The sequence below is a fragment of the Subtercola sp. YIM 133946 genome, assembly GCF_036553535.1.
In the GTDB taxonomy this organism is placed as follows: Bacteria; Actinomycetota; Actinomycetes; order Actinomycetales; family Microbacteriaceae; genus Subtercola.
This window is the reverse complement of record NZ_JAZHPE010000051.1, coordinates 40,982-53,506: the sequence shown is the minus strand read 5'-3', so window position 1 is coordinate 53,506 and position 12,525 is coordinate 40,982. Positions and strand designations below refer to the sequence as shown.

At 66.2% G+C, this 12,525-nt stretch carries 17 protein-coding genes; 1 reads left to right on the top strand and 16 read right to left on the bottom strand.

The annotated features are described in order from the left end of the window. Positions 1–13: 13 nt before the first annotated feature. Positions 14–799: a hypothetical protein gene (locus V3W46_RS18010; RefSeq protein WP_331784526.1), complete on the bottom strand. Its 786-nt coding sequence runs from the start codon at positions 797–799 to the stop codon at positions 14–16. Beyond that, positions 796–3,645, bottom strand: coding sequence for a phage tail tape measure protein (locus V3W46_RS18005; RefSeq protein WP_331784525.1), 2,850 nt, complete (start codon positions 3,643–3,645; stop codon positions 796–798). The genes V3W46_RS18010 and V3W46_RS18005 overlap by 4 nt, the downstream gene beginning before the upstream one ends. Before the next feature lie 47 nt (positions 3,646–3,692). Between V3W46_RS18005 and V3W46_RS18000 the strand changes: the two genes are divergently transcribed. Next, positions 3,693–3,899, top strand: coding sequence for a hypothetical protein (locus tag V3W46_RS18000; protein WP_331784524.1), 207 nt, complete (start codon positions 3,693–3,695; stop codon positions 3,897–3,899). Here the strand turns inward: V3W46_RS18000 and V3W46_RS17995 are convergent. The 14 genes from V3W46_RS17995 to V3W46_RS17930 form a co-directional block, all read right to left on the bottom strand. Then, the gene (locus V3W46_RS17995; protein ID WP_331784523.1) at positions 3,881–4,159 is read right to left on the bottom strand and encodes a hypothetical protein; all 279 of its coding nucleotides are present in this window, start codon (positions 4,157–4,159) and stop codon (positions 3,881–3,883) included. The two genes, V3W46_RS18000 and V3W46_RS17995, sit on opposite strands and share 19 nt — an antisense overlap. Continuing rightward, positions 4,156–4,752: a hypothetical protein gene (locus V3W46_RS17990; RefSeq protein WP_331784522.1), complete on the bottom strand. Its 597-nt coding sequence runs from the start codon at positions 4,750–4,752 to the stop codon at positions 4,156–4,158. The genes V3W46_RS17995 and V3W46_RS17990 overlap by 4 nt, the downstream gene beginning before the upstream one ends. Before the next feature lie 58 nt (positions 4,753–4,810). Further along, entirely contained in the window at positions 4,811–5,317 is a 507-nt protein-coding gene (locus tag V3W46_RS17985) for a phage tail tube protein (RefSeq protein WP_331784521.1), read from the bottom strand. Further along, positions 5,314–5,556, bottom strand: a complete 243-nt coding sequence (locus V3W46_RS17980) for a hypothetical protein (RefSeq protein ID WP_331784520.1) — start codon at positions 5,554–5,556, stop codon at positions 5,314–5,316. Before V3W46_RS17980 ends, V3W46_RS17985 begins: the two co-directional genes overlap by 4 nt. A 42-nt stretch (positions 5,557–5,598) precedes the next feature. Further along, a complete protein-coding gene (locus V3W46_RS17975; RefSeq protein ID WP_331784519.1) occupies positions 5,599–6,006 on the bottom strand; it encodes a hypothetical protein in 408 nt (135 codons plus the stop codon). Continuing rightward, a complete protein-coding gene (locus tag V3W46_RS17970) occupies positions 6,003–6,419 on the bottom strand; it encodes a hypothetical protein (RefSeq protein ID WP_331784518.1) in 417 nt (138 codons plus the stop codon). The genes V3W46_RS17975 and V3W46_RS17970 overlap by 4 nt, the downstream gene beginning before the upstream one ends. After that, on the bottom strand, positions 6,419–6,820 hold the full coding sequence (locus V3W46_RS17965; protein WP_331784517.1) for a DUF6093 family protein: 402 nt from the start codon (positions 6,818–6,820) through the stop codon (positions 6,419–6,421). The genes V3W46_RS17970 and V3W46_RS17965 overlap by 1 nt, the downstream gene beginning before the upstream one ends. Then, positions 6,817–7,200: a Gp19/Gp15/Gp42 family protein gene (locus tag V3W46_RS17960; protein ID WP_331784516.1), complete on the bottom strand. Its 384-nt coding sequence runs from the start codon at positions 7,198–7,200 to the stop codon at positions 6,817–6,819. Before V3W46_RS17960 ends, V3W46_RS17965 begins: the two co-directional genes overlap by 4 nt. 3 nt (positions 7,201–7,203) lie before the next feature. Further along, positions 7,204–7,644, bottom strand: coding sequence for a hypothetical protein (locus tag V3W46_RS17955; protein WP_331784515.1), 441 nt, complete (start codon positions 7,642–7,644; stop codon positions 7,204–7,206). Beyond that, entirely contained in the window at positions 7,641–8,684 is a 1,044-nt protein-coding gene (locus V3W46_RS17950) for a major capsid protein (RefSeq protein WP_331784514.1), read from the bottom strand. Before V3W46_RS17950 ends, V3W46_RS17955 begins: the two co-directional genes overlap by 4 nt. 12 nt (positions 8,685–8,696) lie before the next feature. Continuing rightward, positions 8,697–9,107 carry a hypothetical protein gene (locus V3W46_RS17945; RefSeq protein ID WP_331784513.1) on the bottom strand — a complete coding sequence of 137 codons (411 nt, stop codon included), beginning with the start codon at positions 9,105–9,107 and terminating at the stop codon, positions 8,697–8,699. A 31-nt stretch (positions 9,108–9,138) separates the two neighbouring features. Then, complete coding sequence (locus V3W46_RS17940) at positions 9,139–9,783, bottom strand: hypothetical protein (RefSeq protein WP_331784512.1); 645 nt, start codon at positions 9,781–9,783, stop codon at positions 9,139–9,141. Between the two features lie 109 nt (positions 9,784–9,892). Then, the gene (locus V3W46_RS17935) at positions 9,893–11,149 is read right to left on the bottom strand and encodes a hypothetical protein (RefSeq protein ID WP_331784511.1); all 1,257 of its coding nucleotides are present in this window, start codon (positions 11,147–11,149) and stop codon (positions 9,893–9,895) included. Further along, positions 11,136–12,518: a phage portal protein gene (locus V3W46_RS17930; protein WP_331784510.1), complete on the bottom strand. Its 1,383-nt coding sequence runs from the start codon at positions 12,516–12,518 to the stop codon at positions 11,136–11,138. Before V3W46_RS17930 ends, V3W46_RS17935 begins: the two co-directional genes overlap by 14 nt. Positions 12,519–12,525: the final 7 nt, after the last annotated feature.

Sequence of the window (12,525 nt, the reverse complement as noted above, 5' to 3'; positions counted from 1 at the left end):
GAGCGAACCGCCTTCAGATGTATGTCGGGGGTACGGCGATCGAGAGGTTGCCGGTTCCCGATGCGGGGTGGAGGATCTGCACGGCCTGCCCGGCCGGTGGCACACCCCACGTATCGGCGTTGATCGGCGTCGCACCGTAGATGCGGACTCCGTCGATCGTCAGCGAGCCGTCGTTCATGTCGATGACGTGCGGGTGGCCAGGCACTACAGCGTGCGTGACGCCGTAGCCGAGCGCGTTCGGCCCGTTGACCAGGTACCCGCCGGGCATGTTGCCGGACACTGTCATGACCGGGCGTGCTTCGTAGTTGCCGTCGTTCTGCGTGATGATGTTCACGCCGTGAGGGCCGGAGAAGATCTGGTCCGGCGTGATGAGACCGAACTTCCGAGGATCCGGGAACCAGAGCCCCAGCTGATAGGTCGACGTTGAGCCGGGAATCTCGGACTCGAAATCGGGCTGGTCGGCGCGGAAGCCGTACGCCCACGTGACGTATCCGCCGTGCTCGACGAGAACTCTTCCCCCAAGGCCGTCCATGAACAGGCCGGAGAACTGGTTCTCGAACCAGCCCATGCGTTCCGCACCGTTCGCGTGGCACCGGCCAGAGAAGATCAGCGTGCGGTCGTCGGGGTAACCCTGGGTCGGGAAGGATCCGGCAGCGTTGGAGCGCTTCGTGATGGAGCGCTTCGTCGCTACCGGACCCCAGCCCTTCCACTTCTCGATGAAGAAGCCGTCGTCCCCCGCGCCGCCTGAGAACACCATCGCGCCGGCACGCACCGTCGTGGGGACTTCGTCGAAAATCATGCGATCTTCCCCAGGTCGTGGTTGATCTTCGCGGCCGTGAGGCTAGCGACGGTGTTCTCGGACATGCCGGGCGCGGCGTAGACAGGCACTGTGACGGTGTACTGGCTCGTCGGCGCGGAACCGGTCGGGCCTGACGCACCGCCGCTCGAGGCGGCCACGTACGTCGGCATCCCGAGGCGTTTCGCAGCGTTCAGGACGATCCCGCGGTTGCGGGCCTCCTCGCCGGCCTTGCCCGAGATGAACGCCTCCCAAGGGACGTTCTTTTCCGCGAACTTGTACAGCGCGTTCTGCTGACCGGCGTAGATCCCTGTCGGGAACCCGCCGTCCTCGAACGCCTGGTACGAGTACATGCCGCCGCGCTCGTTGACTGTCGTGCCCGACCCCGAGTGCCCGGTGACGTTCCCGCCGGCGTCGACGATCTGCGTCGAGATCGTGATCCGCCGCTGGTTATTCCGGGACAGGAACGCGTCGACGGCCGCCTGAGCGTCCGCGGTCTGCGCGATGACCTTCCACTCCGTGTCGGAGGGGATTCGGGCGATGCTGTCCGCGAGGTTCGCCGCTTCCGTGTCAGAAGCACCGAGGGCTTTCGCGTGCTCGTAGATCGAGTCGTGCACCGACTGCAGCGTCGCCTGATAGGTCTGCGTGTTCCCGTCGAGGTCGAACTGCGCCTTCGCGGCCTGCTCGCCGCTGTCGGCGAGGTCATTGAGCATGCCGAGGTTGTCCCGGCCTGCCTGCGTGGTCGTGTCGAGCGTGGCCGCGTATCCCTCGGTACCGTCTGCGATCTTCTGCATCTGGTCGTTCAGGTCCGACATCGACTGCTGGTAGGCAATGTTCTTGGACACCGCGTCCTGGCCGACACCGTTCGCGGCGTCGATCGCGTCCATCAGGTCCTTCACGGCCTTGCCGAGATCGACCGCTGCGCCCGACGCCGCCTCGTACGCCGCGGTGGCGTCTTCGGTGACAGGTACGCCGCCCTCCTGCGCGAGCTTCAGCAGCGTCGCGTTGTCGGCGGTCTCCCCGAGCTTCGTGGCCTGGTCGACGAGGGCCTGCTTGTAGGCCGGCATCTGGTCGAGCAACAGCTGGATCGAGCGGTCCGTGCCGTCCGTCTGGGCGACGAGCAGCGAGAACGCATGCTCGGCCGAGGGCAGATCGGTGGTCGCCAGCGTGCCCAGCTGCGTGCCGATGCTCTTCAGAGCGTCGAACGCGCCGAAGTGCGAGCTGTCGAACCGGGCGAAGACGTTCTTCGCCTGGTCGTCGGCCGCGTTGAGCACGTTCTGCAGGTTGCCAAGGTCCTTCGTGACGTCCTGAACCCACTTCACATCTTTGCCCTGCCCAGCGACATTGAACACGTCCTGCGCGCTCTTCGCCGTGACAAGGCTGTTCGTGAGCTCAGCGCCCGAAGCCTGGAGGCTATCGAGCTGCTGCGAGAGGATGACGACACCGACCGTGGCGGCAGCGAGTGCGACACCCCACGGACCGGTCAGGAACGCGCCCGTCTCACGAAGCACCGACCCCGTTGTGGAGATCGTCTTCGTGAGGCCGGCGGCGCTCGCCGCGACTGCGGGGATCTCTGACGCCGACAGTGTTGCGAGGGCGCCGGTGAACGCCGCGATCTGCGGGACACCGATGAGGAACGCCCCGCCGAGGAGCGTCACAGCGGCCACCAGCACGCCGACAGCGAGCGCGGCGGTCTGGATCGGCTGCGGTGCATCGTCGAATGCGTTCACGAGGCTCGTGGCGGCCTGCACGAGCCCACGGAGCACGTCGTTCGCCGCCGACCCCGACTGGATCAGTGCGGTGTCGACAGACCCCGACAAGTACTCGAGGTCACCGTTGAGGTTGTCGAGCTTGTCGTGCGCGGTCTCGGCCGCGTAGCCGGCGTCGTTGACCTTCGCCGTCCAGTCGGTGATCCCCGCCGCGCCCTGGTCGTACAGCACCGAAGCCGAGCGGATCGCGTCGTTGCCGAAGATGGTCGACAGTGCAGCGTTCCGCTGCTGCTGGCTGAGGCCGCCGAGCTTCGTCTGCAGTTGATCGGCGATGCCGGCGTAGTCGAGCATCTTCCCGGACGCGTCGTAGACCGAGATGCCGTAGGTGTCCATCACCTTCTGCGCCTGAGTCGATGGGGACTCGAGCGCGAGAAGCATGGTCTTCAGCGACGTGCCGGCGTCGGAGCCGATCAGCCCGGCCGATGCGAACGCGGCGAGCGTCGCGGTGGTGCCTTCGATCGACTGTCCAGCCTGCGACGCGACGAGGCCGCCCTGATTGAGCGCCATCGACAGGTCAGAGACCGAGCCTTGCGCCTTCCCGGCGCCGGCCGCGAGGAGGTCCGCGACGTGCGGAATGTCGGCGCCGCTGAGCTTGAACTGCGTGAGCGCGGTGGCCGCGGTTTGCGCAGCGTCCGCGACATCGACACCGCCGGCCGCCGCGAGGCTGAGCGAGCCCGACAGGCCGCCGCCGAGGACGTCGGAGGTCGAGACCCCCGCCTTCGCGAGCTCCTCGACAGCCTGCGCCGCTTCGGTGGCCGAGTAGACGGTGTCGGCGCCGGCCTTCAGCGAGGCCTCGCGGAGGAGGTCCATGTTCTGGGCCGACTCGTGCGTGGCCGCCTGAACGTTCGACATCTCCTGGTCGAACTCGGCGTACTTCGAGATCGCCAGCCCGACACCGACAGCTGTGAGCGTGCCGATCGCGAGGGACGCGGTGCCGACGCGCTGCATGGCGTCGGTCTGGTTCGCGAACTTCTGCGCTGCGTTTGTGGCCTTGTCGGTCTCGACCTGGATCTTCTCGAAGGTCGCGAAGTAGCCTGTCGCGCCGGCGCCGACTTCGACGAATACCTGACGATCGGTCATGGAGAAACCTCTCGTCGGTGCTCGGTCGGGGCTGTATGCTCGGCGGCATGGGGAGAACGAAAACGACACGTCCGACGTGGGCGACGCTGGTCGCCTACGGACTGCTGGTCGCCGCTTTCGGCGCGCTGATTTCCGGCATCGGTGTCATCACCGGCGGATACGTAGCCGCGAACATCGGGTTCGGCGTGATCATCCTCGGCGGGATGCTCGCCGCGTTCGGCGGGTACATCTACTTCTACTCACGGACCGAATAGGCCTCGTCGACGTAGGCCTCCCACATCCAGCCAGCCATATCGGTCGGCGTGTAGTCCTCGCCGGTGTATTCCTTCTGAGTGCGCATCACGGCCTGCTCGACATAGTCGATGACGAGGTCGACGTGGATCCGGTCTGCGTATGCCTTGTTAGTGGCGACATCCCACGGCACCCCGTACTTGTTCTTGCCGTGCTGGCGCTCGGTGGAGGCGAGCAAGAACGCGACCTGGTCGCCGTCCCACTCCGGCTCCGTCGTCGTCACTGAGCGGGCGAGGCGGCCTTCTTCGTCGTACTCGTACGTCGTCGTGCTGCTCGGTTCCCAGCCGTAGAGTCGCTTGAGACTGATTCCGAGCTCTCGAGCGAGTCGCGCTTCACCGTCGAGTCGGCGGTTGAAGCTTTTTTCAGTGACTCCGTCAGCTGCTCAGGGTTGTACTGATTCAGCACCCACAGCGCCGCGGTGATCTGCTTGAGATCGGGCGCGGAGAGGCTGTCGAAGAAGAAGTCCCAGGCGGCCTGGTTTTCGTCGCCCTCTTTCTTCTTCGGAATCCCGGGAAGCTCGAAGTCGCCCTCTAGACGGGCCAGGCTCGACGGGAGTGCAATGCGCGCGGCCGCGTCTGGGTTGTATCCGTAGCGAACGTCGATCGGCGACTCCGCACGGGCAGGGCACCGGGCGGTGACGCTCGCCCAGTAGGTGCCGGCGACAGGCTTGACGTGGAACGTGATCAGCTCACCACCGAAGGTGACCTGCACCTCCATCGGCTTCTCTGTCTCGGACCTCTCGGCTTCGATCTGCTCCTGCTTGGCGCGCAGCTCGGCAAATGTTGACATGGTTTCCTCCCACGGATGTTCCCCCACAAGGTGTTAGGCCGGCCGGGGCTCCGTGGGGGGATGGACCCCGGCCGGGTTCTTTTGGCTACGCCGCGACCGTGACGTCGCGGGCGACGCTCGAGGTGACGTAGAGGTCCTGCGTGCGGGTCAGCTCCTGGTCCTTGACCGGCTGATCCTTCGTGGCGAGGCCCGCCTTGATGGGGATGACGTCGACGAGCTGCGCGGCTGCGATGTCGACCGAGTTGGCGACCGCGAACCGCTCGACGATGAACCCGGTCTGGTCCTTCGGCAGGGCGAGACGCACGGTGTCGCTCGGCGTGTTCGTGTACGGCGCGGTGAGCGTGAGGTCGTCGACGATGGTGCCCATCGACTGGATCTCCTGCGGGAGCGTGAACCGGTTGATCCGGATCTTGCCGATCGTGACGGAGTGCTTGTAGCCGTCTCCGGTCAGACCGTACGTGAGTCGCTTCACGCCGACGGCGGTGAGTTCCGCCACCGTGGGCGCGAAGATGTTCGCGATCGCCGGGACGAACAGAATGAGGGCTTGGCCATTGCTGACCGTACCCGCAGGAACACTTTCGATGGTGGTCACTGGCCTTCTCCTTCAGAGGTGGTTTCCGTTTTCCCCACGGATGTTTTCGGCCCGGTGGCCGGCTTCTTACGGGGCTGCTTCTGCGGCACCGTTGGCTCGATGTAAACGACGTCGCGCGGTGAATCCACGACCACGTCGTCGAGGACCTCGTAGAGGTCGGGATGTGCTTCGAGCTCGCCGATCGAGATGTCGAACTGGTGAGCTGGGCCGCCGACTTGGCGCACACGTTGGAATGGCATGACGAGGAACCCTCCTAAGGGCGTTGGCGGTGAGAGATGGGGTCAGGTGAGGTCGGAGAAGAAGCCGGTCTCGATGGTGTGCCAGAAGATCGACGGTTTCGCGTCGTCGTCGCGCTGCAACGGCTGCGGCGAGCGGAACCAGAACGGGCCCGGATGCTCGCCGGGTACGTCGGGGATGATGCCGAGCCCTCCCGGGAAGAGCTTGGCCTTGAGGACGCCGAACACCCATCCGGCGTTCTCTGGTGTGTCACCAACGCACCAGATCGTCCAAGACGGCTGCTGCCTCACAGAGCCGCTCGCAAACCGCGGCTGGGTGTCCGTACCGTTCGAGGGCCAGTAGACCGCGTACGGCAGACCCTGGCCCTTGGGAACCTCGCCAGGAAAGAACGCCTCACCGAGCTTCGTGGTCGCGACGATCGCCTCGAGGGCTTCGTCGTGCTGCTGGCTCACAGCCCCACCTGCTTGTGCGCGTCGTCGACGGCTTTCGACAGGCCCTTCTCGAGGTCGTCGACGTTCTCCGCGAGGGACGCTGAGCCGTAGCCGCTCGGCGGGGTGTTCTTCGCCGGTGAGCCGAACTCGGAGATGTTGCCGAGCGGGCCCTGGGCGCGGTTCTTGTCGAAGCCGATCTGGCCGACGATCGGCGCCCGCGGGGACTCGTCAGAGGTGACGTCGTATGTGACCGCGGCGGGCAGGGCCGGCAGAGATGGTGAGCCGCTGAGCTTGTCCCGCCAGGTGTCGCGTACGTTCCGCGAGTTGACCTCGATCGCCTTCCGCATGAGCGGCCGCGCAGCTCGAGGCACCTTGCCCAGGTCGGCGGAGAGCTTCTGGAAGTCGGAGAAGTCGATCTTGATCTCGTCGGCCATCAGCTCACCTGTTCCAGACTGAACTTCCGCGAGGCCGCGATCCCGGAATGAGAGGGACCAGAGATCCTCGCCTCGACCCCAACGAGGCCGGGATCGAACTGCGACTTCGTGAACACCACGATCATGCGCGGTTCGATCGCTTCCGACCCGATGACGGGCACCTTGACCACGTCGGTCTGATCGATGACCCGCTGGCCGCCGGTGTCCACCACCCTTGACTCAGTCCCGCCCGCGATGAAGTGGCAGACCCCGCTGTACACCGGAGAGGTGACGGCCTCCGGATAGCGTCCGGTCTCTTGGTCCATGGGGCCGGTCCGGGCCTTGAATCCGATGACGCACTCGTCCGTCATGAGCGTCGCCTTGGACATCTCCCGCGCCCGATTGACCAGTGCCTCATTCATGACGACAACCGGATCGTGAATGCGCCTCGACGGCGCCGGCGGTTCGGGGCGAACTTCGCCAGCTCGTCAGGGTTGACACTGAGCGCGCCGGACGCGAGGGCGGCCGCGCGCTGATAGCTGTACTCGCCCTCGATCGTCTCTGAGAGGAATCCCTCGGGGTTCTGAAGGAGGCGTTTGACCATACCGGCGACGGTGCGCTTGTAGCGGCGCTCGCTTTTCGGGTCATTCCAATCGATCGGCAGGTAGCCTGCCGCGTCGATTTCGTCCTCGAGCTCGTCCTGTGCGTCCTCGATGAGGGTCGCGATAGTCGAGTCTTCGGCGGATGTGAGTGGACGCCAACGTGACGTGATGTCCTCCGCGCTGACGTCCACCCACCCCATGACCTACTCCTTCGGCTTCGTACTGATCCCGGCTTCCTCGAGCGCGGCGACGATGTCGTCACGCTTCGTGCCCTCCGGGATGTCGATGTTCAGACCGGCCTTCGCGACAGCAGCCAGGGCGTAGCTGCGCCACGCGTCGGTGCCGCTGCCGGCGCCCACACGGGGCGGCGCGACCAGGTCGGTCTCGCCGCTGGCAGTGTCGGAGGCGTCTGGAGCCCCGGCCGGGGCCGCAGGCGCTGCCTTCGGTTCGGCCTTCTTGCCGGAGCCCTTCGACTTCGGGGCCTTGCCGGCGGTCTTCACCGACGACTCGGCCCTGGTCGGCTCGTCGCCCCAGGCCTTCGGGTTCGTGATCCGCTCCGCGACCTCGGCCGGGACCGAAGTCCCAGCCGGGTAGACCATGCCGTCGAGATGCACGGCGGCCGCGAGCGTCCGCTCGGCGCTCACAGGACGTCCGCGACAAACGAGAGGTCCGCGTTCGCGAGGACCGGCATGCCGATCGCGTCGCTAATGATCTGCGCGATCATCGGCGGCTTCTCGTTGCGGTACGCACCGACCACGACACCGGGCTGGTCGACGTCGGCGATCTCGTACGTCGGGTCCGACGCAGTGAGCGTCTGGCCCCAGTACGTGGCGCCGAGCTGGGTGCCTTCCCAGTCGTTGGTGTCGACCGCCGCAGGCAGCAGCAGAAGTCGGTCATCGGGGATGACCTTCGTGCTGGTGCCCCCGACGCTCACACGTCGGTCGTAGCGGATGATCGGCGGAAGACCGTTGCCGACGATCGTGTCGTTGACCTGCTCGACCGTTGCCGGGCGAGACGAGCCGCTGACCAGCGCCGTCTTGAACTGGTTGTTCGCCGCCATGGCACGCACTACGCGGGTGCTTGCCAGGATCGCGCCGGGCTCCTCGCCGTTGTCGGCGAGATAGGTGTCGAACCACGACTGCAGGTCGCCGAGGATGTCGACCGTGGGACCCGACCATGCCGACGCCGCGGCCACCGTGTGCCCGCCGGAACGACCGAAGTCATCGTCGGCCTGAAAGCTGCCGCCGAAGTTCGTCGGGTTGATGGTCGCCTTGCCGGTGGTGAGCACGATGCCGCGGAGACGCTCGATGGTCTCCGCGATCGACCGCGCCGCTCGACCGGTGTAGTCGAACAGCTGTGCTCGGATCTGATCGTCCGACGCGTTGCGCTGCCGCAGCTGCACGTACTCGGTGACCGGGAGCTCCTGGCCCAGGGCGGGGAGCTCGAGCGTGACCCGCTTCCCGGACGGGCCGCGGCCCACCTCGGGCTCCGCGTCGAAGGCGCGGAAGTTCGCGGTCTCGATGAGGCCCGTCGATCCGGCCACGAAGCGCACGACGACGTCGGCGACCTCACGGTTCGGGAGGAAGCGGGCCAGAGTGCCGCGGGCGGCCTCGTAGTCGGCGAGGGCGGCGCGGGCGTACCCGGTGAGTTCTGCGGGCTCGACGATGTCAGTCCAGAGTGCCATTGGTCATCCCTCCTAGATGTAAACGATGGTCGTGGCGTTCTTCGCCGGGATGGTGGGCCCGACGAAGGTGGACAGGGCGGCCAGGAGCGCCGCGACCTTGGAGGCCTTGACGCGTCCGTGGTCGATCACCGGTGCTGCGGTGTCGGTGCCGGCGGATCCACCCACGACTCGGTAGTCGGTGAGGAGGTGGCCGGCGAGGACGCCTGCGTTGGTGGTGACGCCGACGGTCGGGTCGTAGGGGACCATGAGGCCACCGACCTTCGCGAGGGGGAACCCGGACGGGATGTAGCCGTTCGGGAAGTGGGTGCTGGCGGTGAATGCCGAGATGTCGATCGTCTCAGTGCGCGCGTTCGCGATGCCGTGAGTCGAGCCGAGCCAGGACATGTCACCGGTGCCGATGGTCTCGCTGGAAATGCGAGGCATGGTGGTCTCCTTTCGGGAGGGGTTGGGTGAGTTACTGCTGTTTTTTGCCGTGACGCTTTTCGTACTCGTCGCGGCCGGACTGAACCGATCCCCCATTGGCCGACGAGTCCCGCTGCCCCTGACTGGGGTCGCGGCGCGGTCGCGGCGCCTGGCTTTCGGTGGTGTTCTCTTTCACCCACTCGGCGAGTTTCGACTTGTCGACGTCGCCCTCAGAAGTGACGTACTCCGTGCGGTCGAAGCCGAGAAGCTTGCTGGGCTCCACGACCCGGTCCGCGAGGGCCTTGTCGAGCTCGAGGCTGACGAGCTTCGAGCCGCTGCGCACACGCTCCGCCTTCAGGGCGTCGTCGATGCGCTTCTGCACGTCCTCGTCCGACGGGCCCGATGGCTTGTCGTCGTCCTTGGACTTGTCGTCGTCCTTCGGCTTCACGGTGGCCTCGTGGGCTACCCACTTTTCGGCCTTGGCCTTGAAGTCGTCGAAGCCTTCGTACTTCTTCTGCTCGCGCGCAAGACGCTCGCCTGTGATGCGGTCGACGTCGGCCTGCGAGAACTTCTTCTCGTCGCCGCCGCCCCCTCCGTCGCCGTTGTTGTCGTCCGGTGGCATCAGGTATCGAATGCCGCGAATGTCGTTGGCGGTGATGGCGCGAGGCCCGAACGCAGTGTGAGTGCTGGTTTTCATGAGTGGGTGATTCCTTTCCCGTTTTCGGCCCGTCGGCACAGTCCGTTTTTGGCCCGTCGGCACAACCGTCAACACGCTTGACGTGGGCGCCTCACCTGTTGGTGAGAAGTCAGATGAGCCCGAGCTGCCGGGCGAGGTCGTTGACCTGCTTGGGCTGGTTCGGGAGGTCGTCGAGCTGCGTCTGCAGCTCCCGCTCAACGAGACCGCGCTGCTCCGCGGTGATCTTCTTGAGTCGCGTGAACTTGTCCGCAGAGTTCGCGCCAATCGATGCCGGCCAGTAGCCCGACTTCGCCGCGTTCGCCCGGTACCAGGAGTCGTAGACGCGCCTCTCGGCTGCCGTCATCGTGTAGCGGTTCAGCGGGTTTCGGATCCCGGTCATGGTCGCTTCGACAATGGAGTCGGACGCAGCGCGCCTGGTGCCGCCTCTGCCGAGCTGGCCGAAGCCATTCACGCGGCCGAGGATGTTGCCGGCCGCGGTCTGTGGGCCCGTGACGTAGCCCTCTTCGGTCATCATCCGGATCGCGTTCGTGCGGTGCCCGGCCTGCCGGTAGATCTGGTCGACGGTCAGCCGCGACGGTGTCCCGTACTTCCGAGCCTGCTGGCCGCCAGTCGCGAGTCCGCGCGCCTTCGTGTTCATGACCCGGTAGATGTCGGCGCCGTCGTTGATCGCACGTGCCTCGACCCGGCCGAAGAGCTTCTCCTGCTCGGCGCCGCCCAGCGACTTGAAGTACTGGTACGGGTCGGTCGTGAAGTCGCCGGCCAAAGCCTCCGACGATGGAATGTGGCGGCAGTCGCAGCGCGGGTGCCGCTGGAAGCCCTGGTTCCATCGGAAGAACTTCCCGGCGAGGATCACGCAGCGGCCGCACGAGGGCGGGTTCAGCATCCGCACCCAGCCCTCGACCGCCGGACGCACGCCCATCGCCGTGCCGATCGATTCTCGGTTCGCGTCCGACACGGTGGTGAGCGCGAGCTTCACGACCTCGTTGCGGCCCTGCTGCAGCGCGGCGTCGAGCGTGGCGCCGTTCTTCACGGCCTCCTTGGCCGACGTGACGGCACTGTAGAACATGCCGCCGAGGTCGCGGCCGTCCGGAGCTGTTCCAGCGAACGACTCCGGATCGACGGTCATAGTGGGAAGGTCGACCTGGTCAGTCTCGTAGAGCACGTCGGAGACGTACGCTGCGCCCGTCCTGGCCGCGGCAGCTTGACCCGCTGTGATCAGCTCGAGCAGCCGATCCTCGATGCGAGAGAAGCCGCTGTCGAAGTCGTCGCCGACCAAAGCCCAGAGGCGTTTCGCTCCGCTCGCGGTGACGGCGCCGATGCGCTGCTGCTGCGTGTAGTGCTCGGCCGCCGTGTCAGGCGTCGACACCGGTCCCCCTCAGCGCGCGAAGCGCAGCCGTGACCTGTGGGTCGCCGTTCTGGTCGTAGTCGAGCATCCGCTTCTGCTGCTCGTCGGTGTAGCCGAGGTCCTCGCGCGCCTGCTCGATTGGCACGATCGACCGGCCCTGGCCGTCCTTCGCCTGCACGAGCTTCACGATCGCGTCTGCTTTCTGCGAGATGGTTGGGGTCGATGGGTCCCGCCAAATGACCTCGATGCGCTCGGTGTCCTTCCTGGCGGTTCCCTGCTCGAGCAGCGCGAGCTTCATGACCTGGCGCCACCGTGACCCGTAGGACCGCTGCAGTCGCTCGGCGCGCTTCACCAGCTGCGCCTCAGACGACCGGATCGCATCAGCTGATGGCGGGTTGTCGCCCATGAACGTCAGATAGTGCGCCGGCAGACCAAGCTGCATCGCCACGATCTGGGTGAGCAGCTTGATCGTGTTATGGAAGTTCTGCAGGTCCGCCTCGGGGAACTGACCGAATTTCGTCTTGTCGGACTCCGTGCCCCAGATGCGGCCGCCGATCATCGAGTACGTGTCGATCGGGTTTCCGTCGTCGTCGATGAAGTCGGACTCTTCGAGACCTGTAGCCCATCGACGCGGGAGGGCGTGGAACTCGGCGGAGACCATCATGTCCGAGCTGATCTTGTTCAGCGCGTCCATCACCGGGATGATGTCGTCGAACACCGGGCGGCCGAGGCGCTGATCAACATTCCGGACCGTGCGCCCAAGCATGCGGCCCTGATGCGGCAGAGGCACGAGCGAGCAGAGGTTGTAGTCGTTGGTGACAGCCAGGCTCTCGTCTTCGCGCCACGTGCTTCCCTTGGCGGCGTACCAGGTGTTGCGACCTTCGCGGTGGTAGTAGGTCACCCAGCGCGTGCTGTCCTCGTCGGTCCACTGCTTGATGCCGTGGCGGACGGCCTTCGTGACGGGGTCGTCCTCGTGGATCGCATCGAACGCCGACTCAGCGGTGATGATGGCGGCGTCGCCCACGTCCTCGCCGGGACCGACGATCGCGTACGAGCGGCCCAGAGCGAGGCTCTCACGGTGCGCCTGCTGCGACAGAAGGTCGCCGTCGTTCTCGGCGAAGATCCGGCCGAGCTCCTCGTCGGCGATACCCTTGCCGCCGATGCGGAACGACTCGATATCGAGGCGGTTGTCGTAGACATCCGTGGCGAACATGGCCAGGTTGATGACGATCGGTGACAGGCGGTAGCCGAGCTCCTTCTCGAGCGTCGGTGCGAGGAATCGCAGCGGCTGCCGGCCCTCGAAGTAAGCGTCGGACTTGTCGAGCAGCCGGTGCTCCCGGAGCAGCTTCGCCCGAAGGCGATCGCGCTCCTTCTCCATCTGCGTCGCCATGCGTTAC